Annotated in this window: 14 protein-coding genes; 4 read left to right on the top strand and 10 right to left on the bottom strand. The window is 33.4% G+C overall.

Translation table 11 applies throughout. The features are described from left to right. Window positions 1-13: 13 nt before the first annotated feature. A complete protein-coding gene (cas9, locus tag DPN68_RS03490; protein WP_113988201.1) occupies window positions 14-3,895 on the bottom strand; it encodes a type II CRISPR RNA-guided endonuclease Cas9 in 3,882 nt (1,293 codons plus the stop codon). 436 nt (window positions 3,896-4,331) lie between these two features. Between cas9 and DPN68_RS03485 the strand changes: the two genes are divergently transcribed. Beyond that, window positions 4,332-5,054 carry an SAM-dependent methyltransferase gene (locus DPN68_RS03485; RefSeq protein ID WP_162298392.1) on the top strand — a complete coding sequence of 241 codons (723 nt, stop codon included), beginning with the start codon at window positions 4,332-4,334 and terminating at the stop codon, window positions 5,052-5,054. 18 nt (window positions 5,055-5,072) lie between these two features. Here DPN68_RS03485 and DPN68_RS03480 read toward each other — a convergent pair whose 3' ends face one another. From DPN68_RS03480 to dapF, 5 genes are all read right to left on the bottom strand, one after another. Beyond that, window positions 5,073-5,726, bottom strand: coding sequence for a peptidoglycan-binding protein LysM (locus tag DPN68_RS03480; RefSeq protein WP_113988349.1), 654 nt, complete (start codon window positions 5,724-5,726; stop codon window positions 5,073-5,075). 96 nt (window positions 5,727-5,822) lie between these two features. Then, window positions 5,823-6,767, bottom strand: a complete 945-nt coding sequence (locus DPN68_RS03475; protein WP_239987002.1) for a DUF2279 domain-containing protein — start codon at window positions 6,765-6,767, stop codon at window positions 5,823-5,825. 70 nt (window positions 6,768-6,837) lie between these two features. Further along, complete coding sequence (gene mltG / locus DPN68_RS03470) at window positions 6,838-7,872, bottom strand: endolytic transglycosylase MltG (RefSeq protein WP_113988200.1); 1,035 nt, start codon at window positions 7,870-7,872, stop codon at window positions 6,838-6,840. A gap of 3 nt (window positions 7,873-7,875) precedes the next feature. Further along, window positions 7,876-8,409, bottom strand: a complete 534-nt coding sequence (locus tag DPN68_RS03465; protein ID WP_113988199.1) for a GNAT family N-acetyltransferase — start codon at window positions 8,407-8,409, stop codon at window positions 7,876-7,878. Between the two features lie 538 nt (window positions 8,410-8,947). Beyond that, window positions 8,948-9,730: a diaminopimelate epimerase gene (dapF, locus tag DPN68_RS03460; protein ID WP_113988198.1), complete on the bottom strand. Its 783-nt coding sequence runs from the start codon at window positions 9,728-9,730 to the stop codon at window positions 8,948-8,950. A gap of 124 nt (window positions 9,731-9,854) precedes the next feature. Here dapF and DPN68_RS03455 point away from each other — a divergent pair, with 124 nt between their 5' ends. The 3 genes from DPN68_RS03455 to DPN68_RS03445 all read left to right on the top strand — a co-directional run bounded on the left by DPN68_RS03455 (window position 9,855) and on the right by DPN68_RS03445 (window position 13,479). Next, window positions 9,855-11,237, top strand: coding sequence for a S1C family serine protease (locus tag DPN68_RS03455; protein WP_113988197.1), 1,383 nt, complete (start codon window positions 9,855-9,857; stop codon window positions 11,235-11,237). Between the two features lie 120 nt (window positions 11,238-11,357). Further along, complete coding sequence (locus DPN68_RS03450) at window positions 11,358-12,806, top strand: glyceraldehyde-3-phosphate dehydrogenase (protein ID WP_113988196.1); 1,449 nt, start codon at window positions 11,358-11,360, stop codon at window positions 12,804-12,806. A 76-nt stretch (window positions 12,807-12,882) separates the two neighbouring features. Further along, complete coding sequence (locus tag DPN68_RS03445) at window positions 12,883-13,479, top strand: GNAT family N-acetyltransferase (RefSeq protein WP_113988195.1); 597 nt, start codon at window positions 12,883-12,885, stop codon at window positions 13,477-13,479. Here DPN68_RS03445 and DPN68_RS03440 read toward each other — a convergent pair. The 4 genes from DPN68_RS03440 to DPN68_RS03425 form a co-directional block, all read right to left on the bottom strand. Beyond that, the gene (locus DPN68_RS03440; RefSeq protein ID WP_113988194.1) at window positions 13,476-15,740 is read right to left on the bottom strand and encodes an aconitate hydratase; all 2,265 of its coding nucleotides are present in this window, start codon (window positions 15,738-15,740) and stop codon (window positions 13,476-13,478) included. The genes DPN68_RS03445 and DPN68_RS03440 overlap by 4 nt on opposite strands. A 107-nt stretch (window positions 15,741-15,847) precedes the next feature. Then, window positions 15,848-18,619, bottom strand: coding sequence for a bifunctional aconitate hydratase 2/2-methylisocitrate dehydratase (locus DPN68_RS03435; protein ID WP_113988347.1), 2,772 nt, complete (start codon window positions 18,617-18,619; stop codon window positions 15,848-15,850). A gap of 261 nt (window positions 18,620-18,880) precedes the next feature. Beyond that, window positions 18,881-20,011, bottom strand: coding sequence for an acyltransferase family protein (locus tag DPN68_RS03430; RefSeq protein WP_113988193.1), 1,131 nt, complete (start codon window positions 20,009-20,011; stop codon window positions 18,881-18,883). 9 nt (window positions 20,012-20,020) lie between these two features. Continuing rightward, window positions 20,021-20,974, bottom strand: coding sequence for an AAA family ATPase (locus DPN68_RS03425; protein ID WP_113988192.1), 954 nt, complete (start codon window positions 20,972-20,974; stop codon window positions 20,021-20,023). Between the last annotated feature and the right edge of the window lie 83 nt (window positions 20,975-21,057).

Genomic DNA, 21,057 nt, shown 5'->3' with positions numbered 1-21,057 from the left:
TACACCAATATTGCTAAATCAAAAAATCAATTTTTCCTGAAGGATGTATTATAAAATCTTTTCCCTCATAAATTGCCTTTATATTACTTAAACTAATCCTCAATTTTTGAGCTGATTTTTCAAAATCCAAAGAAGATTCCTTTTTTAAATCTTTATCGGCTCCACCTTGAGCATGATGACGAAATTGAATTCTGCCATCACTTTCAAATTGTGTTATTTTAAACAATCGCTTACTCAAACTTTCGTTAGAAATAGTTTTTAATTCTTCTGGATTATTTTCATAAAAAAGAGCCATTTGATTCACTTTTAAAACCTTAGATAACGGAATTAAAATTTCACTTTTTTTTCCTTTATTTTTAAAAACATTTTCTTCTACTGGCATTTCTAATTTAACATTTCCTTGATTATGTTTTGCCAAATCAAAAGCCGAAATAGTATTAAAAGCTTGTTCTTTTTTACCTTTATCATTCACCGTTTCATAAATTGCCATTGCGAAAATATTTTCTAAAGTAGCATAATAACTTTCTTTATACTCTTTTCTTTTCCCCTGAGCAACATGACTTTGCGCTTTTATTTTTGGAAGATTTTTATTAGCCGTTTTTACCCGGATTTTTTTTATCAACATTTCCTTGATTTCCTTTCCTTGTTTATCCTTTTCGCTTGGCAATAAAATCCATCCTTCTTCAGTTTTTACATTTTTAAGTCCATGTTTTATAATTCTACTTTTAATTCCTTCGTCAACAATAGCATTTACTTCAGCATCAGAAAACGCATTTGTAACAGGTTTTCGAATAACAAACCATATTTCCTTTTCACTATTTTCATTTTCTCTTTCAATTGCGCCATAGAAAGTATCTTTATGTAATGATGCTCTTATGCCTTGACCTTTCTCATAGATAATATTTCCTAATTTATCATATTGAATTTTATTTCTCTTTCTTAATTTCTTTACCGTTTGTTTATCAATCGTATTTTTATGATTATGAACTACAATTATATTATTTTTTAATTGATTAACATCTTCTGTAAAAGTATTCCAAGGTTTTTTGATTTTAAACTTATCATTATATCTATTCTCCTCCGATTCTTTGAATGCTTCTGCCAATCCATCACGAATACTTTTATCCATACACGAAAGCACAATCGCATCAATAGCGTGATGATAATGATAGTTTCTGTCTTTTGCTTCTATACCCCAAGATTTTCTGACATCTGCAACCATTGTTCCTTTCGCAGGAAAGACTCTTTGGAATAACGATTTTAAAAACAATTCAGAATATTTTGTAATAATTCCTGTATCAACCAACTGGCTGTTTTTGAAATTAGGTTTTATTTCAGTCGCAGTAAATCTATATAATTTTTGTTTCCAATAATCCAATTCCAATTTCAAATAATGTCGTTGCTGGATAGCCCTATTTTTTTGCTCAACAGTACTGGCAACTTTGGAAAAATATTTTTGCTGCTCAATTCTCTCTTCTAAATTTTCAATTGTTTCTTTCCAATGGCTTGTATTATTTATGAAATTTTGCTTGTATCTATCTGGCAATTCTTGTGGAATTTGATTTCCTTTTATTTGATTGAATTTTTTATCAGCCAATGTTTTGTTAACTAATGAATTATCAAATGATTTACTTCTAGGAAAAGTATGTTCTATATCAAATTGAGGATTAGACCCTAATAATTTTTCGCAATTAATAGTTTCATTAGTGTATAAACACTTATTATTCTGTTCCTGACATAATCTGTATTTAATTACATCTGTTTCGGTGACAATTGAATTGGTATCTTTTGCTAATTCTTCTAATTTTTCTCTAAACTTCTTATTTTCACTTTCTCTTTCGCGTTGCCATCTCTCAATTGCCAACCTTTTATTTTTGTCATTCAATTCTCTAGCTAATTCTATAATAATTTCTGTATCTGGAGCAATTTTCTTTTCTTTTAATAATGTATTTACCAATTTACGCAAATAAAACAGTGTTCGCATTGCCATTGGATTTTTAATCGAATTAGTAAAAGGCAACCCTAAAAAACCATCTTGACTTTGCGGATAAGCATCCATTGCTGATGGATGATACAATTTATCAGCTTGTTCTCTTGAAACTTTATATTCTTGAATTAAAAAGTCTTTGATGATTTCATCTATTCTTGGTTTAGATAAATAATATCCTCCAACTCTTCTTTTCTGTAACTGGTTTTGAAAAGTGATTTCAATTTCATTCTGAAGTGCTTCTTTTTCAAGTTCAGACATTTTATCCCAAAGATATTTTCCATAAAAAACTTTGATTTTTTCTAAAACATTCTTTCTATCTGTTTCGTCCAGAAAATAATCATAATTGGAATTGTCGTATTCTTTAATAAAATCACCAACCAAACCATTAACAATATCAATTTTTAATATTTCATCTTTATATCTCGAAATAATATCAATAATAGTATCCTGAATAAATTGCTTGTTTTCATTCCATTTTTCTTTTCCAATAATAACATCAATATTTGCGAAGAAAACAGCATACGGATAAATTATTTTTTCTTCTAAATAAGGTAAAATCTTTACAATTGCTTTTTTACTCAACGAAGAATAGCCTTGTTTTAAATTTATACTTTCATAGTAATTTACTTTTTCTTCAGAAATCGAAAAACGGTTTCTAATAAAACTTTTTATTTTATCCGAAGTAACATCATTAACAAAATCTCCCGAAAAAAAAAGTGTATGCCAAAGTTCATCAATCAATTCATCAACACTTTTATTGTCTTGTTTTTTATATTTTGATTGAATTATTCTTTTACAATCCTTCCAATTTTCCGCATCAAAAACCTCAATCAACTTACTAACCGTTGGGCTTCCTACAACTGGGTATTTATCATTATAATTAAACTCAAAAAACAGACTTTCTTTTTTTGCTTGATTATTAATACCTTTTGAAATATCAACAAATTTGAAATTTTTGGCACTAAGTCTATAGAACTTATCTTCGGCTATTTTATAATATTCTGGATATTCTGACAGAAAAATAAACTTTTCGCTGTTTCTCTCTTTAATTTTAATAGAATTCAAATACTGAAACATTCTAAACTCTTCAAACAATGGATGACTTATAGCGCAGCGTGACTTTGTTTTCTCTAAAGTACATTTACCAACCGACCCTTTTTGAGATTTTAATGGTCTTTGAAAAAAGATAGTATCAAAAAACTTATCTGCTAATTCTTTCTCAATGTTCTGGCTCTTCATTAAAAAGTTAAATTCTTCAACATAACTAATTCGTGACGAATTCACCTCTTGATCGTCGGCACTAAATTTTGTTTTTCTTACTTTTTCACCCTTTACAAGTAAATCAAAGTAATATTCGCCTAAAGTTTTGAAACCATTTTTTTCTAATAACTCTCTTTCTTTTTGAAATTGAATTAAGTCTTTTCCAGCATCAGCATCTTTTCGCCCGCTTTTAAAGCCTCTTCTTTGACACATATGATACAAAGCACGTCCTAACTCTAACTTTGAAACAATAGAATTAACTGCTTTTGCTCTTACTTCATAAGGATTAATTTTTATCCATTCTGAAAAATCATAATTCCCTGTTGGATATCTCATTTCCTGTCCTTTTTTATAAACAGACCAAAGCAATAACTCATCATTGGTTAAAGGACAAAAGCCATTTTCTATTAAAAGTTTTAATAAATCAGTTTTTCTCTTTTTCCTTCTTTTATATAATTTTCTTAAAGCTCTATGTTTTGTTCTTTCAGAAGCCAAAGAAAATTCCACTCCTTTTTCTTCTCCAACTCCTTGTGGAAACACAATCACATTAGCACCAATAATTTGATTACCTTTTTTATTTGTGTCTCGAATTGCCCATCCAATACTATTCGTTCCTAAATCTAATCCAAGTTTTAAACCGCTCATAATGAATATTTTACAAAATAATTGATATTTTTTCCTCTTTTTATAGTCCAAATATAAATAAAAAAAATATCTTTGCTATATAATAATGTATTTATTTGTATAAAGAATCCTAATTTATGTATTATTTGTATAAAATTGTGATTTGAAAAATAAAAACACCTCTGCAAAGGTGTTTTATAAATAATTTGATTAAAATGACTAGAAAAAATATCCTAGTTGAAAAGTAATTAGATTTTGTATCATTAACAAAAGTCCAAACACTCTCGAATTGTTTATCTTAATTTGCAAATTAACAATAAATGTATTTAATTTGCAACAGATTAAACTTTCAAATCTTTAATCTTATCACAATAAGGCTATATGCCGTAGATGAAAATCTTTAGTCCTGCTTCGGTGGGACTTTTTTTATTTGTATTTTTGCAATAAATAAAATCCCATGAAACCCATCACTTTTTTAGGCAAATTATATCTTATTCCAACCACTTTAGGCGAAATGAATCCTGAAGATGTAATGCCGCAAACTATTAAAAGAAGTATCGATTTCATTGATGATTACATTGTGGAAAACGACAAAACCGCAAGAAAATTCATAAAGAGCATTGCTCCCGATAAAAAACAAGCCGAATTAAGACTTTCTTTACTCAACAAACACACTGAGGTTGCCGATTATCAAAATATGATTCAACCTCTTTTAGAAGGAAGAAATATAGGGTTAATGAGTGAAGCCGGCTGCCCAGGTATAGCTGATCCTGGCGCTGTTATTGTAAAATTAGCTCATGAAAAAGGGATTCAAGTGGTGCCATTAGTAGGACCAAGTTCTATTTTATTAGCCATAATGGCTAGCGGTATGAATGGTCAAAGTTTTACTTTTAACGGTTATTTACCCATTGATGCTAGCGAAAAGAAAAGCACCTTAAAACAATTGGAACGCATTTCTTTTGAAAAAAATCAGTCGCAATTGTTTATTGAAACACCGTATCGAAACAATAAAATTTTTGAAGATATGTTGGCAACACTTCAGCCCAACACCCATATTTGTGTGGCTTGTGATATCACCTTACCCACAGAATTCATAAAAACGCTAACGGTAAACGATTGGAAAAAAAACAAGGTCGACTTACATAAGCGACCTTGCATTTTTATTATCCATAAATTTTAATTACAACTCGTGTAATTTTTAGTCTAAAAGCACTTTTGCATTGGCATCCGCTTCTATGTGCGAAACGTCATAGCCTTTAAATAATTTAATGTAACTTCTTAAACTAGTTCCAAAACCGTCTTTAAATCCGTTAGAACCATTACTTCTTAAGTACTTTTTAACTGAACCAGCTCCCGCTAAATGCGCTGCTGCTAATAATCCTGATTCTGTAATTTGAACACCATTGATTACTTTACCAGAATACTTTTCGATTTCTTTACGAAGCTCCCATTTGTTTTTTTCTAATAAAGCTCTGAACGCTTTATCTTGCCACTCGGCATTTCTTAAGAACTCCTGAAAATCATAAATACCAATGGTTCGTAATGTACTTCTTCCAAATTGGTATTTTCCCATGTAACCATAAGGATTTACTAAATGTAAAATTCCTCTTGATTCTCTATAAGCCATTGCTTGTTTAAAACCTGCATATGTCTTACCTACGTAAGGAACAGCAATTGTATTTTCAACTGTTTCCTCAACTTCTTCTTCTTCGGAAGGAACATGGTAAACGATTGTCTCTCCATCTTCCAAATGAAATCCTTCTAATTTTTCAATTTTAAACGAGTTAAAACCCGATGAAACTACTAAAACAAGAATTCCAATTCCTAAAAAATAAGAACTTTTTTTTATCATATTTTTTGTTTTCTCAGCGTCTGTCACCCATCTGAAATTAGCGAGGCAAAGATACGAAAAATATTATAGTATTGATTTACAGTGTGTTAATTTTTTCTAAAAGTAGATAAAGTGCCCTCTAAGTCCGTTAAACTCATCGAGTTGAAGTGCTGGAGCAGGTACCTTAATGGTGTTAAAAACACTAAAAAGTGTCTTCAAAAAATGGGAGTTGGTTTCAATTTTCGTCAAATCAACATCCAAACTCAACAAGAATTGACGATAGGCTTTTTGCTTGTAGCCATTCAAATTGGCTTCGGTGGTATTTCCGTAAAGCATTCCATTAGCGCTGTGACCAATGGCTAGATTTAACCACTTAGGAAAAAAATCACTTTTAGTGAATGCATGCAAATTAAACGACAACCAATACGTTTGTCCGTTGTAGTCTTTTAGAATTTGTTCTTGAAACGAACTTCCCAATGTTTCTGGGCGTTGTGCTGCAAATTTCGTTTGGTTAAAAGAGAATTTTGGAATAATGCGTTGTTCGTTCCAAAGTAATTCTTGTCCAATATATAATCCGGTTCCTGATGCGTTAGCTAGCATGTCGCCCCAAGAGAAACCCCATTCTTGTGAAAATCCATCGAAGACTTCTACGGCAGTTAGAAATGTGAATCCTATTCCAGCACCATAAACTAATCGCTCTTTTTGACTGGCACCGCTCCATTGCAACAACTCCGCTCCTGCTCTTCCTAAATGATACGTGGAATAAAAATGTCCCATTTTATCCATTTGTTTCCATTGGTTGTTGTCGTTGATGACATGGAAATTGGATTGGGGATAATCTTTGTACCAAATTTGATGCAAACCCACTAATGTAGCTCCCAAAACTACTGATTCTCCAATATACACTGCATTTCTACGTGGTTTATTGAGTGTATCTGACGGTTTGAAAAAAGAAGTAGAAAGACTATCGGATTGTGCATTAGCCCAAAAGCTTCCCAATAATCCAATAGTCAGCCCCATAACCCTGATGGTAGTGGAAATCTTTTTGTGAAATGTTACCATTTTACAAAAAATTGTAACGGACAGCAGGAATAGGGATTGCTGACACACACTGACGATTCGTTTCAAAAAATTAGCGTTCAATTCCTAATTTATTTACCCATTCGCTGTATTTTTTAGCGTTGATTTGGTGTTGGGCATAATTTGCTGCAAATTCGTGATAACCCGGGCGTTCTGGACTAGCGCAGAAATACAAATAATCGTGTTTTGGCGCATTTAAAACGGCATCAATAGCAGAAATATCAGGCATTGCGATTAATCCTGGTGGCAAACCTGTATTCAAATACGTATTGTATGGCGAATTGATTTTCAAGTCGTTATAAAAAACACGTTTGATAATTTGGTCGAAATTTCCTGATTCTTTTTTGATGGCAAAAATCACTGTTGGATCTGCTTGTAACGGCATTCCGGTAGCTAAACGGTTCAAATAAACACCAGCCACTGTTGGTCTTTCGCTGACTTTTGCGGTTTCTTTATGAACGATAGCAGCTAAAATTGCTACTTGAACTGGCGTTAAACCTTTGGCTTCGGCTTTAGCTAAACGTTCGTGATTCCAGAATTTTTGGTATTCTTTCGCTAATTTATCCGCTACTTTTTGAGCAGATGTATTCCAATAAAACTCATACGTATTAGGAATAAAAAGCGCTAAAGCGGCTTCTTTGTTCAAATTATTGTTTGCTAAAAACGTAGAATCAGTAAAAGCAGTTTCAAAACTTGCAACACTTGGTTCTAATTGAGCGGAAAGACGAACAGCTAAATCATTAATGGTTTCTTGATTATTGAAAGCCACTTTCACAGGAATATTGGCATACATAGCACGAACTAAAGCAAACGAATTGCTTCCTTTTTTTAGCAAATATTTTCCTGGTTTTGGGGTGTAATTTCTTTTTTGAGCTACAAAATCAAACTTATCAATATCAGTCACAAACGGTTTTACTTCTTCTAAAACCATTTCGTAAGTAGCATCCGTTGGAATATACACATAGACTTCATTTTGACTGAAGCTGGTATTGGCAGTAAATGCCATGTAATACAAATAAGCGGAAATAGCCAAGGCAACAAATACGCCTGAAACCGCTACTAAAGTGAAGATTTTTTTTGCGTTCAAAATTTAAGAATTTGGGTTAATTAATTGCACTAGCAACTCGTCTTTATAGGAATTTCCAACTTTATTCCATTGTTTTTTAATTCCAATAGTTTCGAAGCCAAATTTAGCAAAAAGTGCCAAACTAACTTCATTTTCTGTGCTAATATTTGCGAAGAGTTGGTGCAACTGCAAATGTGTGAAGGCATAAGCAATTACAAGATCCAAAGCCTCAGAACCAAAACCTTTTTGACGACTTTCGGGATTTTGAAGTAAAATTCCAATGCCAGCACGAAGATTTTTAGGATCAAAATCAAACAAATCAATCAATCCTAAAGTACTTTGCGTTTCTTTTTCACAAATTACCAAGCGTAATTGCTTGGCCTCGTAAATATCTTGATGCGCATTTTCTAAATACTGCTTAATTAAAAACCGATTATATGGTGTTTGGGTATGACTGATTTCCCAAATAGATTCGTCGTTTTCTATGTTGTAGATAAACTCCAAATCTTCGGGTTCGAGTGCTCTTAAGTAGATGGTATTTCCTGTTAGTGTTTTCATTTTCAAGTTCAAGTATTGTTTCACAAAGTATCACAAAGTTTAACACAAAGTCCCAAAAAGTTGATTAAAATTTTCGGATTGCGTCTTTGCGAGCAAAAAAATCAAGTTCAAGTTCAAAATATTAAACCATATAAGGCATAAAAGTTTTTTTTTAAGAAACATTTGATTGCTGTTAAAAGTTCATATAAGATTTTAACTATTTCTGAAATTTCACAAATCTGTGTTCCAAAAAAATCAAATTTATAAATTCCAATATCTTAAATTCCAAATTCCAACAACTTAATATAAAATCTTATTTTTTGGAACACAGATTTAAGAAATTAAAAAATTAAAAAAATCTTTGCGCCTTTGCGTCTTCGTGGCAAAAAAATCAAATTTATAAATTCCAATATCTTAAATTCCAAATTCCAACAACTTAATATAAAATCTCATTTTTTGGAACACAGATTTAAGAAATTAAAAAATTAAAAAAATCTTTGCGACTTTGCGTCTTCGTGGCAAAAAAATCAAACATCCGAAATCAGAACATCCGAAAATCCTAAACATCAATTGTTCCTTCAAACACAAAAGTAGCTGGTCCAATCAAAAACACATTGGAATACACACCGTTTTCTTCATCAAAACTTACTGCTAACTCGCCGCCTTCTACTTGAATTTGGATAGTTTTTGCTGCTGTTTTATTGGTTTTATGCATCGCTATAGCTACTGCTGTTGCTCCAGTTCCACAAGACAAGGTTTCATCTTCAACGCCTCTTTCATAAGTGCGAACTGCAAATTTGTCAGTGGTTAATTGGTTTACAAAATTCACGTTACTTCCCGCTTTTCCGTATAAATCGGAATAACGGATTTTGGCTCCCTCGGTTTTTACATCAAATGTTTTTAGGTTTTCTACCAATGCTACATGATGCGGAGAACCCGTATTCAAAAACGAATACTCAGGATTCACTTGAATTTTATCAACTGTAATCATTTGCAATGAAACTATATTTTTAGAATCAATGGTTGCGAAATGATAACCGTCAACGGCTTCAAATTTGGCTTTTTCTGAAATTACATCCAATTGCTTTGCGAAAGCTACCAAACAACGACCGCCATTGCCACACATCGAACTTTCATTACCATCGGAATTGTAATATACCATTTTAAAATCGTATTGTGGATGGTTTTCTAATAAAATTAAACCGTCAGCACCAATGCCAAATTTTCTGTCGCACAACTGCGCGATGAGTTTGGTATTATTTTTGGGGAAAATATTTTGTCGGTTATCAATCATAACAAAATCGTTTCCAGTGCCTTGGTATTTGTAAAAGGTAAGTTTCATAATTGCAAATTCTAGCACAAAAGTACGAATATTAATAAGATGTTAAACATTGTTAATCGAGCGTTAAAGTGATTTTTTGTTAAATTTTAGTGTGTAATTTTATCATTAGTAAAAACGAAAAAATATGAAGAAGTTAGGAAGTTTATTTTTTATTTCGCTTTTAAGTGGCGGAATTACTTTAGGAGCCTATAAGTTATTTTTTGAGCCAAAAACTACCAATGGCATCACCACGGTTGCTCCTAATTATTCAAGAAATGTGAATCTTGGAGCGGAAGCAATCGATTTTACATCGGCAGCTGAAAACACGGTTCACACGGTAGTTCACGTTAAAAACGTAACAGTTTCTCGAATGCCATCGAATCCAATATTGGAATATTTTTATGGTTACCGAGGCAATCAAGAGCAAACGCAAATTGGAACAGGTTCGGGAGTAATCATTTCGGAAGATGGTTATATTGTAACTAATAATCATGTGATTCAAAATGCAACAGAGTTAGAAATAACGATGAACAACAACAAATCATACAAAGCAAAACTCATTGGTACAGATTCCAAAATGGACATTGCCTTATTGAAAGTAGATGCTGATGAAAAATTACCTTATATTATTTTTGGAGACTCAGATAACATCAAAGTTGGGGAATGGGTTTTAGCCGTTGGTAATCCATACAATTTAAACTCAACCGTTACTGCAGGAATTGTTTCTGCCAAGGCCAGAGATTTAAGCAATCAAGGCTTACAATCTTTTATTCAAACGGATGCTGCTGTGAATCCCGGAAATAGTGGTGGCGCATTGGTCAACACTCGTGGCGAATTAATTGGAATTAACACGATGATTTCTTCTCCAACAGGAAGTTATGCTGGTTATTCTTTTGCTGTCCCTTCCAATGTGACTCGAAAAATTATTGAAGATTTAATGGAATTTGGAAACGTACAACGCGGCGTTTTGGGTGTTGAAGGTCGCGAATTGAACAGTGCTTTCTCGAAAGAAATTGGCATCAATGAAACCCAAGGATTTTATGTGGGTAATGTGACTAAAAATTCGGGAGCAGAAAAAGCAGGAATTGAAAAAGGTGATGTAATTATTGCCGTTGACAACAAGAAAGTTTCTAGTTTTTCAGACTTAACGATGCATTTGAATACTAAAAGACCAAACGATTTTGTTGAAGTTACCATTTTAAGAAAAGGAAAAACCAAAAACATTTCGGTACAACTAACCAAAAAAGAATTTTTGAATTACGAATTCAACGGAATTGAATTTGAAGACATTGATACCGACGATAAAAAGCGATTCAATTTAAAAGAAGGAATTAAAATCAAAAAATTGAATAATCCGGATTATATTGAATATGCAGAATCTTTGGAAGGAGCTATTATTCTTAGCGTAGATGGTGTAAAGGCTAAAGATGTTGAAACGATTTCCAATTATTTGTCAAGAAAAGAAAATACGAAAGCGCGTTATCAAATTATTACACAAAATGGACAACGCTACAGTATTATCATGTAAAAACGTTAAAACCACAAAAACCAGTCCGATGCGACTGGTTTTTTTATGCAAAAAATTTCCCTAAAACATTATAAATCTTTACTTTTGCACCTTCAAACAACACTTTATACAAACTACTTCATGAGTAACACTGTTTTATACGAGAAAGAACTTGCTTTTCAAGCAGATAGAAGGAAAGCTTGCGTGGAATTTATTAAAATCATCAGTGATTTATGGTACGACAAATCTATCGAATTGATCCTTTTTAGAAATCAATTAATCGACAGAAGTGTGAGTGATATCATCAATTTACATGAATATGCTGGTGAATTTGTTCAAAAACCAATCAATGTATTCGATTCGGTAGAAATTGCACAAGCTATTCAGAGTTTGGATTTGCCGCCAGCAAGAATTGATATTGGAAAATTAACTTATGAATTCCATTTAGAAGACGATAAATACAATGATGCTACTGCTTTTGTAATCGACAAATTAAAGCATGCAAAAGAATATTCGGAAATCAAACCAAAAGATGTAGTGCTTTATGGTTTTGGTAGAATTGGTCGTTTATTGGCTCGTGAAATGATGAGTAAAATTGGTAAAGGTCAACAATTACGTTTAAGAGCGATTGTAACTAGAGATAAAAGTGATGCGGTTTTATTAGAAAAAAGAGCGTCTCTATTGCGTTATGATTCGGTTCATGGTGATTTTGAAGGTTCGGTTCATGCAGATCCAGAAAATAATGCTTTAATTATCAACGGAACAACAGTTTACATTGTTACAGCAAATGGTCCAGAAGAAATCGATTACACGCAATATGGTATTGAAGATGCTTTGGTAATTGATAACACAGGAGCATTTACAACAGAAGAAGCTTTAAGTCGCCACCTAACATCAAAAGGAGCTTCGAAAGTATTATTAACAGCACCTGGGAAAGGAGTTCCAAATATCGTTTACGGAGTTAATCACGGCGATTACAACCCAGATAATGTAAATATTTTCTCGGCAGCTTCATGTACGACCAATGCTATTACACCCGTTTTAGCGGCAATGGAAGAAACTTTAGGTGTTGTTAAAGGACATTTAGAAACAATACATGCATATACCAACGACCAAAACTTGGTAGATAACATGCACAAAAAATACCGTCGTGGTAGAGCAGCTGCTTTGAATATGGTAATCACCGAAACTGGTGCGGGAAGTGCCGTTGCTAAAGCCTTACCAAGTTTAGCTGGAAAATTAACTTCTAACGCAATTCGTGTTCCAGTTCCAAATGGTTCATTAGTGGTTTTGAATTTAGAAGTTAACAAAACTACCACTAGAGAAGAATTGAATGCAATCATGAAAAAATATGCATTGGAAGGTAATTTAGTAGAGCAAATCAAATATTCTTTAAACAACGAATTGGTTTCTTCAGATATTGTTGGAACATCAGCTCCAGCAATTTTTGACAGCAATGCAACAATCGTTTCTGCCGATGGTAAAAACGTGGTTATGTATGTTTGGTATGATAACGAATATGGTTATAGCCACCAAGTAATTCGTTTGGCAAAATACATTGCAAAAGTAAGAAGATATATGTACTACTAGTAGTCATAAAAATAGCATTTAACAAATCCGTCTTGAGCAATTGAGACGGATTTTGTATTTTTACAAAAAGCCAATCATGAACTTACAACCTTTTTTAGAAAACGATACCATCCAACTTATTCCTTTGCAAGCTTCCGATTTTGAAGCGCTGTATGATGTGGCGTCTGATCCTTTGATTTGGGAACAACATCCCAATAAAAACCGCTACCAAAAAGCTGTTTTTCAAAACTTTTTTAATGGTGCTTTACTTTCTAAAGGAGCTTTTATTATTGTGGATAAAGAAACCAATGCAATCATTGGAAGTACGCGTTTTTACGATTGGAATCCTGACGAAAAAAGTGTTCTAATTGGCTATACTTTCTACGGGAGAAACTATTGGGGCTCAAAGTACAATCCAATGATAAAGAAAATGATGTTAGATTATGCTTTTCAATTTATTGATCATGTATATTTTCACGTTGGTACAGAAAATATACGTTCGCAAATTGCAATGGAGCGATTAGGAGCAATAAAAGTTAGAGAAATTAATGTTGCCTATCATGGTGAAACTGAAAAGCTGAATTTTGAATATGTAATTTCTAAAACCAATTGGAAATATATCGTTAAGTTATTTTCAAAAAAAATGCGTTTGCTTATCACAAACGCATTTTTACTATTTAGTTATTGCTATTAAGCTTTACCAGCTGCAATTAAGTTTAAAGCTGAACCAGCTACAAACCAACCAATTTGACTATCATTATACGTATGATTTGCCATGATAATGTCTTTTGAACCATCAGCATGCACAAACTCTAATGTTAGTGGTTTTCCTGGAGCAAATTCGGTTAAATCTAAGAAGTTAATGGTATCATCTTCTTGAATTTTATCGTAATCCGCTTCGTTAGCAAAAGTTAAGGCTAACATTCCTTGTTTTTTCAAATTCGTTTCGTGAATACGTGCAAAAGATTTCACTAAAACTGCTTTCACCCCTAAGAAACGAGGTTCCATAGCTGCATGCTCGCGAGAAGAACCTTCACCGTAATTATGGTCACCCACAACAATTGAAGGGACACCAGCTGCTTTGTATGCTCTTTGTACTTTCGGGACTTCATCATAAGCACCTGTTAATTGATTTTTAACTGAATTTGTTTTTCTGTTAAAAGCATTATCGGCACCAATCAACATATTATTGGAAATATTATCCAAATGGCCACGGAAACGCAACCAAGGACCAGCCATTGAAATATGGTCGGTGGTACATTTTCCAAAAGCTTTGATTAACAATTTAGCTCCTGTAATATTTTTTCCGTCCCAAGGTAAAAATGGCTCTAATAACTGCAAACGATCAGATGTTGGTGAAACTACCACTTGAACAGACGAACCGTCTTCAGCCGGCGCTTGGAAACCTGGATCTTCTACATCAAAACCTTTGGTAGGTAATTCGTCACCAAAAGGCGCATTTAATCTAACTGCTTCTCCTTTATCATTAATTAAAGTATCTGTAATTGGGTTAAAATCCAAACGACCCGAAATTGCTAAAGCCGCTACCATTTCTGGAGACGTTACAAAAGCATGTGTATTGGGATTACCATCAGCACGTTTAGAAAAATTTCTATTAAACGAGTGAACGATTGTATTTTTTTCTTGTTTATCAGCTCCTTCTCTATCCCATTGGCCAATACAAGGGCCGCAAGCATTGGTAAATACTTTGGTTCCCATTTTCTCGAAATCAGCAATAATACCGTCTCTTTCAATAGTGAAACGAATTTGCTCTGAACCTGGATTGATTCCAAATTCTGCTTTTGGTGTAATTCCGTGAGCCACTGCTTGTCTAACAATCGAAGCCGCACGCGACATATCTTCGTAAGAAGAATTGGTACAAGAACCGATTAATCCCCATTCTACTTTTAATGGCCATCCGTTAGCTGCAGCTTCCTCTTTCATTTTTGAAACTGGCGTTCCTCTATCTGGAGTAAATGGCCCGTTGATATGTGGTTCTAATTCTGATAAATTGATTTCAATTAGTTGATCGAAATAATTTGCTGGATTTGCATAAACATCGGCATCAGCCGTTAAATAAGAAGCTACTTTATCAGCTGCATTAACCACATCTTGACGACCGGTTGCTGCTAAATATCTTCTCATAGAATCATCATAACCAAAAGTTGAAGTGGTTGCGCCAATTTCAGCTCCCATGTTACAAATGGTTCCTTTACCTGTACAAGACATTGCTTCAGCACCTTCTCCAAAATATTCTACTATAGCACCTGTTCCACCTTTTACGGTTAAGATATCGGCTACTTTTAAGATAACATCTTTTGGAGCAGTCCAACCTGATAATTTTCCTGTTAGTTTTACTCCGATTAATTTTGGAAATTTCAATTCCCAAGACATGCCCGACATTACATCTACTGCATCAGCACCACCAACACCAATGGCTAACATTCCTAGACCACCAGCGTTAACCGTATGTGAATCGGTTCCAATCATCAAACCGCCTGGAAAAGCGTAATTTTCTAAAACAATTTGGTGAATAATTCCTGAACCCGGTTTCCAAAACCCAATACCGTATTTATTAGATACTGATGATAAAAAATCAAAAACTTCTTTAGATTGTTTATTGGCTAGCTCTAAATCTTGCTTAGCGCCATTTTTTGCTAAAATCAAGTGATCACAGTGAACAGTTGTTGGGACAGCTACTGTCTTCTTTCCAGCGTGCATAAATTGTAGTAAAGCCATTTGCGCAGTTGCATCTTGACATGCTACTCGATCTGGAGCAAAGTCAACATAATCTTTTCCTCTAGTGAATGCTTGAGAAGGAGTTCCTTCCCATAAATGCGAATACAAAATTTTCTCAGACAAAGTAAGTGGACGACCAACTAACTCGCGAGCTATATCAACTCTTGCAGCCATGTTTGCGTACACCTTTTCAATCATTTCAATATCAAAAGCCATATATTTATTTGTTTGTTTAGTTATTAAACACACAAGTTACGAAAAAAAGAGCATAAAAAAAAGTCTAAGCGTGAAACTTAGACTTTAATAACATTATAGTAAACCAATTATCCTACTAATAATTTGTGTGATGGAGCAAACTTAGTTAGGTTAATTCCTTCTACAGCTTGTTTGTATTCTTCAATAGAAGGTGTTCTTCCTAAAACAGTAGATAAAACTACCACAGGAGTAGATGACAACAAAGACTCTCCTTTTTTCTCTGCAGAATCTTCTACTACACGACCTTGGAATAAACGTGTTGATGTTGCCATAACCGTATCTCCTTTAGACGCTTTTTCTTGGTTCCCCATACAAAGATTACAACCTGGACGCTCTAAATACAACATGTTTTCATATTCAGTACGAGCCGCAGCTTTTGGTGCATTATCATCAAATTCGAAACCTGAATATTTTTGTAATACTTCCCAATCACCTTCAGCTTTTAATTCGTCAACAATATTGTATGTTGGAGGAGCAACTACTAATGGAGCTTTGAATTCCACTTTACCTTGTTGTCTCTCGATATTTTTAAGCATTTGCGCTAAGATTTTCATATCGCCTTTGTGAACCATACAAGAACCGATGAAACCTAAATCTACTTTTTTATCACCTCCGTAGAAAGAAAGTGGACGAATTGTATCGTGAGTATAACGTTTAGAAACGTCTTTATTATTTACATCTGGGTCAGCAATCATTGGTTCGTTAATCACATCCAAATCTACTTCTACTTCTGCGTAGTATTTTGCATTAGCATCTGGACGTAAAGCTGGCTTTTCACCTGATCTGATTTCTGCAATACGTTGGTTTGCTTTATCAATTAATCCTTGAAGCACACGGTTTTTATTGTCCATGCCTTTATCAATCATAATTTGGATTCTTGATTTAGCAATCTCTAATGATTCGATTAACGTTTCATCTTCTGAAATACAAATTGAAGCTTTAGCTTTCATTTCGGCAGTCCAATCTGTAAATGTGAACGCTTGGTCAGCAGTTAATGTTCCCAAATGTACTTCGATAATTCTTCCTTGGAAAACATTTTCTCCACCAAATTTATGTAGCATTTGTGCTTGTGTTGCATGAACCACATCACGGAAATCCATATAACTTGCCATTTGTCCTTTGAAAGTTACTTTTACTGATTCTGGAATTGGCATTGAAGCTTCACCTGTTGCTAAAGCAAGAGCAACCGTTCCTGAATCTGCACCGAACGCCACACCTTTTGACATTCTTGTATGTGAATCACCACCAATAATGATAGCCCATTCATCTACAGTAATATCATTTAATACTTTATGAATTACGTCGGTCATCGCATGATAAACGCCTTTTGGATCACGAGCGGTGATTAAACCGAAATCGTTCATAAATTGCATTAATTTTGGAATATTAGCTTGTGCTTTTTTATCCCAAACCGAAGCAGTATGACAACCTGATTGATATGCTCCGTCAACAATTGGAGAAATCACAGTCGCTGCCATCGATTCTAATTCTTGAGCCGTCATTAAACCCGTAGTATCTTGCGAACCTACGATATTTACCGTAACACGAACATCAGAACCTGCGTGTAATGCTTTTTTAGAAAGGGTTCCAACTGCATTTCTATTGAAGATTTTTTCAACTGCCGTAAGTCCTTGTCCTTCAACTGAAACTTCTTTTGAAGGTGCGTAAACTAAAGGCGCTTCAATTCCTAATGTTTTAGCAGCAAAAGTTTGGATTTTTTTACCAAAAACAATTGCGTAAGAACCACCAGCTTTGATAAACTCCATTTTTTGTGGTGTGAAAGATCTTGAAATATCAATCAATTCTTTATCACCGTTGTATAATTTTTTTGTTTTTGTATTGATTGTTAAAACCGTTCCAGTTGCAACAGAATATACTTGTTCTAAAATGGGTTCTCCATTTTCATCACGAACTAGCTCTCCGTTTGCATCTGTTTTCTTAACCCAGTTTTTCAAATCGATTCCGATACCGCCCGTAACGTCAACAGTAGTTAAGAAAATTGGAGAAATTCCGTTAGTTCCTCCTACGATAGGAGCAAAGTTTACGAATGGCACATAAGGACTTGCTTGTTTTCCTGTCCAAAGCGCTACGTTATTTACACCCGACATACGAGAAGAACCCACTCCCATCGTACCTTTTTCAGCAATTAACATTACCGATTTATCTGGATGTTGTGCTTGTAAGGCTTTAATTTCCTCTTGCGCTTGAGGCGTAATCATACATTTTCCGTGTAATTCACGGTCAGAACGCGAGTGCGCTTGATTCCCTGGAGATAATAAATCGGTTGAAATATCACCTTCTCCGGCAATAAAGGTTACTACTTTAATTTCTTCAGCAATTTCAGGAAGTTTAGTAAAGAATTCGGCTTTCGCATAACTCTCTAAAATATCTTTTGCAACCGCATTTCCATTTTCATAAGCCTCTTTGATACGAGCCATATCGGCATCGTAAAGATATACTTGTGTTTTTAAAACTTCAGCAGCTTGAGTAGCAATTGCAACGTCATTTCCTAAAGCTAAATCTAATAAAACTACAATTGAAGGTCCTCCTTTCATGTGAGATAATAACTCAAAAGCAAAAGTTGGTGTAATCTCAGCAACTGCTTCTTGACCTAAAATAATTTCTTTTAAGAATTTTGCTTTGGCACCAGCTGCAGGAGTTGTTCCTGGTAAAGTATTGTATATAAAAAACTTCAAACAATCAGCTCTATTAGCGTTGTTTGTGTCTTTAATTTGAGCAATGATTTCGTTTAACAAATCAGCACTATCAATCGGTTTTGGATGTAATCCTTGACCTTTTCTTTCTTCAATTTCTTTAATATACTCTTTATAAAGATTCATTTCAACATCTAGTGTCATACTATAAATAGGTTGTTTTAGTGATTGTTGTATTTTTTTGTGGCACAAAATTAATAAATCTTAATCAGATTTAAAAATTTTTAATAAAAAGGCTAAATAGAAGAAATATTATTTATAAAGATTCTATTTTGATAAATATAATTCAACAAAACCAATAAAAAGAATCATTTATTAACGAATTCTTAAATATAAAGTCTTTTTTTATTAATTTCTTAAAACGGTTCAAAAAAACCTTAATTTCTATCAATTAAAAGTTTTCTTATCTCTAAGATTAGTCATTGGTTTTTCAAAAAAACGATAGAAAAAATAAGATAAGACAACTACTAATGCCCAATAAACAAAAGTATATCCAAAAAGAGAAAATCCACGAAGACTTTCAGACGGAAACAAGACTTTCATGGCGTGAAGAATTACTGTGTAATGCAACAAATAGATACTGTAAGAGATAATACTCAAAAGCGTTACCCATTTTAAAAAAAGACTTTCTCTTAATTTGATGCCCACCAAAAAAGGAATCGTCAAGCAAATTGAAATAGAATTCAATGGTAAATAAAGTACATTAAAGAAAAAAGGGTGATTTTCTGCTTGAATTCCTAAAGCAAAAATTAAAATATGAAGTATAAAAATTCCCAAAACTCCACAAACAAACAAAATGGAATTCATTTTTTCAGCTATACAATTTCTAGAATACAAATAATAAAGTACAAATCCATAGTAAATGGCGTCTAATCTGTAAATAGTAACTTTTCGCAAGGATTGGTTCCAATCTACTATAGAAGTCAATTCATAGGTAGCATTAAAATAAATTCTAGTCCCAAAAAACAAAGCTATCATAAACAAACTCATTCCTAAAAACAAATATCTTCGATTTGCTTTGGGAAATAACTTAACTAAAAACAACAAGGTAAAAGGTCCAATTATATAACAAAATTGCTCAACCGCCAAACTCCATGAAACTCTGTAAAAATCAGGAGATGTTTGGGTTAGATTTTGTAAATAAACAAAATAAAGATATAGTTTTTCTGGTATTTCCTTATAAATCAAATACCAAAGCAATACATTAACAAAGAGAATTAAATAGTAATTAGGTAAAGTTCTAAACCATCGTCGTTTTAAAAAATCCATTATTACTGAAAAAGAAAAATCTTCTTTCTCAAGCATTCGAAGTACAATTTTACCAATTAGAAATCCACTAATTACAAAGAAAATTTCAACTCCGATAGTACCACTCAATTGCATTAACCAACTCACTACTGGTGGAAAAAAATCACTAATCCAAAGGGAATGAGCAAATACGACTAATGAAATTGCAATAGCTCTAGCAATATCTAAACCATGCATTCGTTTATTTAAATCAATCGCTAGTCCAAACATGCAACAATTTTAAAACAACTTTTTGATAATAGTTTCATCTGAAATTCCTTCAGCATCGGCTTTGTAATTTTTCACAATCCTATGACGTAATATTCCGAAAGCAACGGCTTGTACATCTTCAATATCTGGAGAAAATTTTCCATTTAATGCGGCTTGTGTTTTGGCAGCTAGAATTAAATTTTGCGAAGCTCGCGGTCCTGCTCCCCAATCAATGTAGGTTTTAATAAAATCAGGTGCCAATGGATTATCTGGTCTTGTTTTACTAACTAAAGTAACCGCATATTCTATAACATTATCAGCAACTGGTAATTTTCTGATTACGTTTTGAAAAGCAATGATTTCATCCGCTGAAAAAAGCGCGTTAACAGAAGCTTTATAATCTGTAGTAGTTGCTTTTACAACTTGTACTTCCTCTTCAAACGATGGATAATCTAGTTTAATTGCGAACATAAAACGATCCAACTGCGCTTCTGGTAACGGATACGTTCCTTCTTGCTCAATAGGGTTTTGTGTTGCCAAAACAAAGTAAGGTAAATCCAATGGATAGGAATGTCCAGCTACTGTAACGATGCGTTCTTGCATTGCTTCAAGTAAAGCCGCTTGAGTTTTTGGTGGCGTTCTATTTATTTCGTCAGCTAAGATAATATTAGAAAAAATCGGTCCTTTTATAAATTTAAATTGACGGTTTTCATCCAAAATCTCACTTCCTAAAATATCTGACGGCATTAAATCGGGTGTGAATTGAATACGTTTAAAATTCAGTCCTAAAGCTTGCGCAATAGTATTTACCATTAAGGTTTTTGCTAAACCTGGAACACCAATTAACAAGGCATGTCCGCCTGAAAAAATGCTCAATACAATTTGATTAACCACTTCGTCTTGACCTACAATAACTTTGGCAATTTCTTGTTTCAGTTGGTGTTGGCGTTGCACTAAATTTTGAATGGCTACTACGTCTGACATAATATAGTTTGAATTTAGAATTCAGAAATTGAATTACATTTAATAAAATACTAAAATAGAAAAAAAATTCATAAAAAACCCTT

Source organism: Flavobacterium tibetense (assembly GCF_003293845.1).
GTDB classification, from domain to species: Bacteria; Bacteroidota; Bacteroidia; order Flavobacteriales; family Flavobacteriaceae; genus Flavobacterium; species Flavobacterium tibetense.
This window is presented reverse-complemented; position numbering and strand designations above follow the sequence as displayed.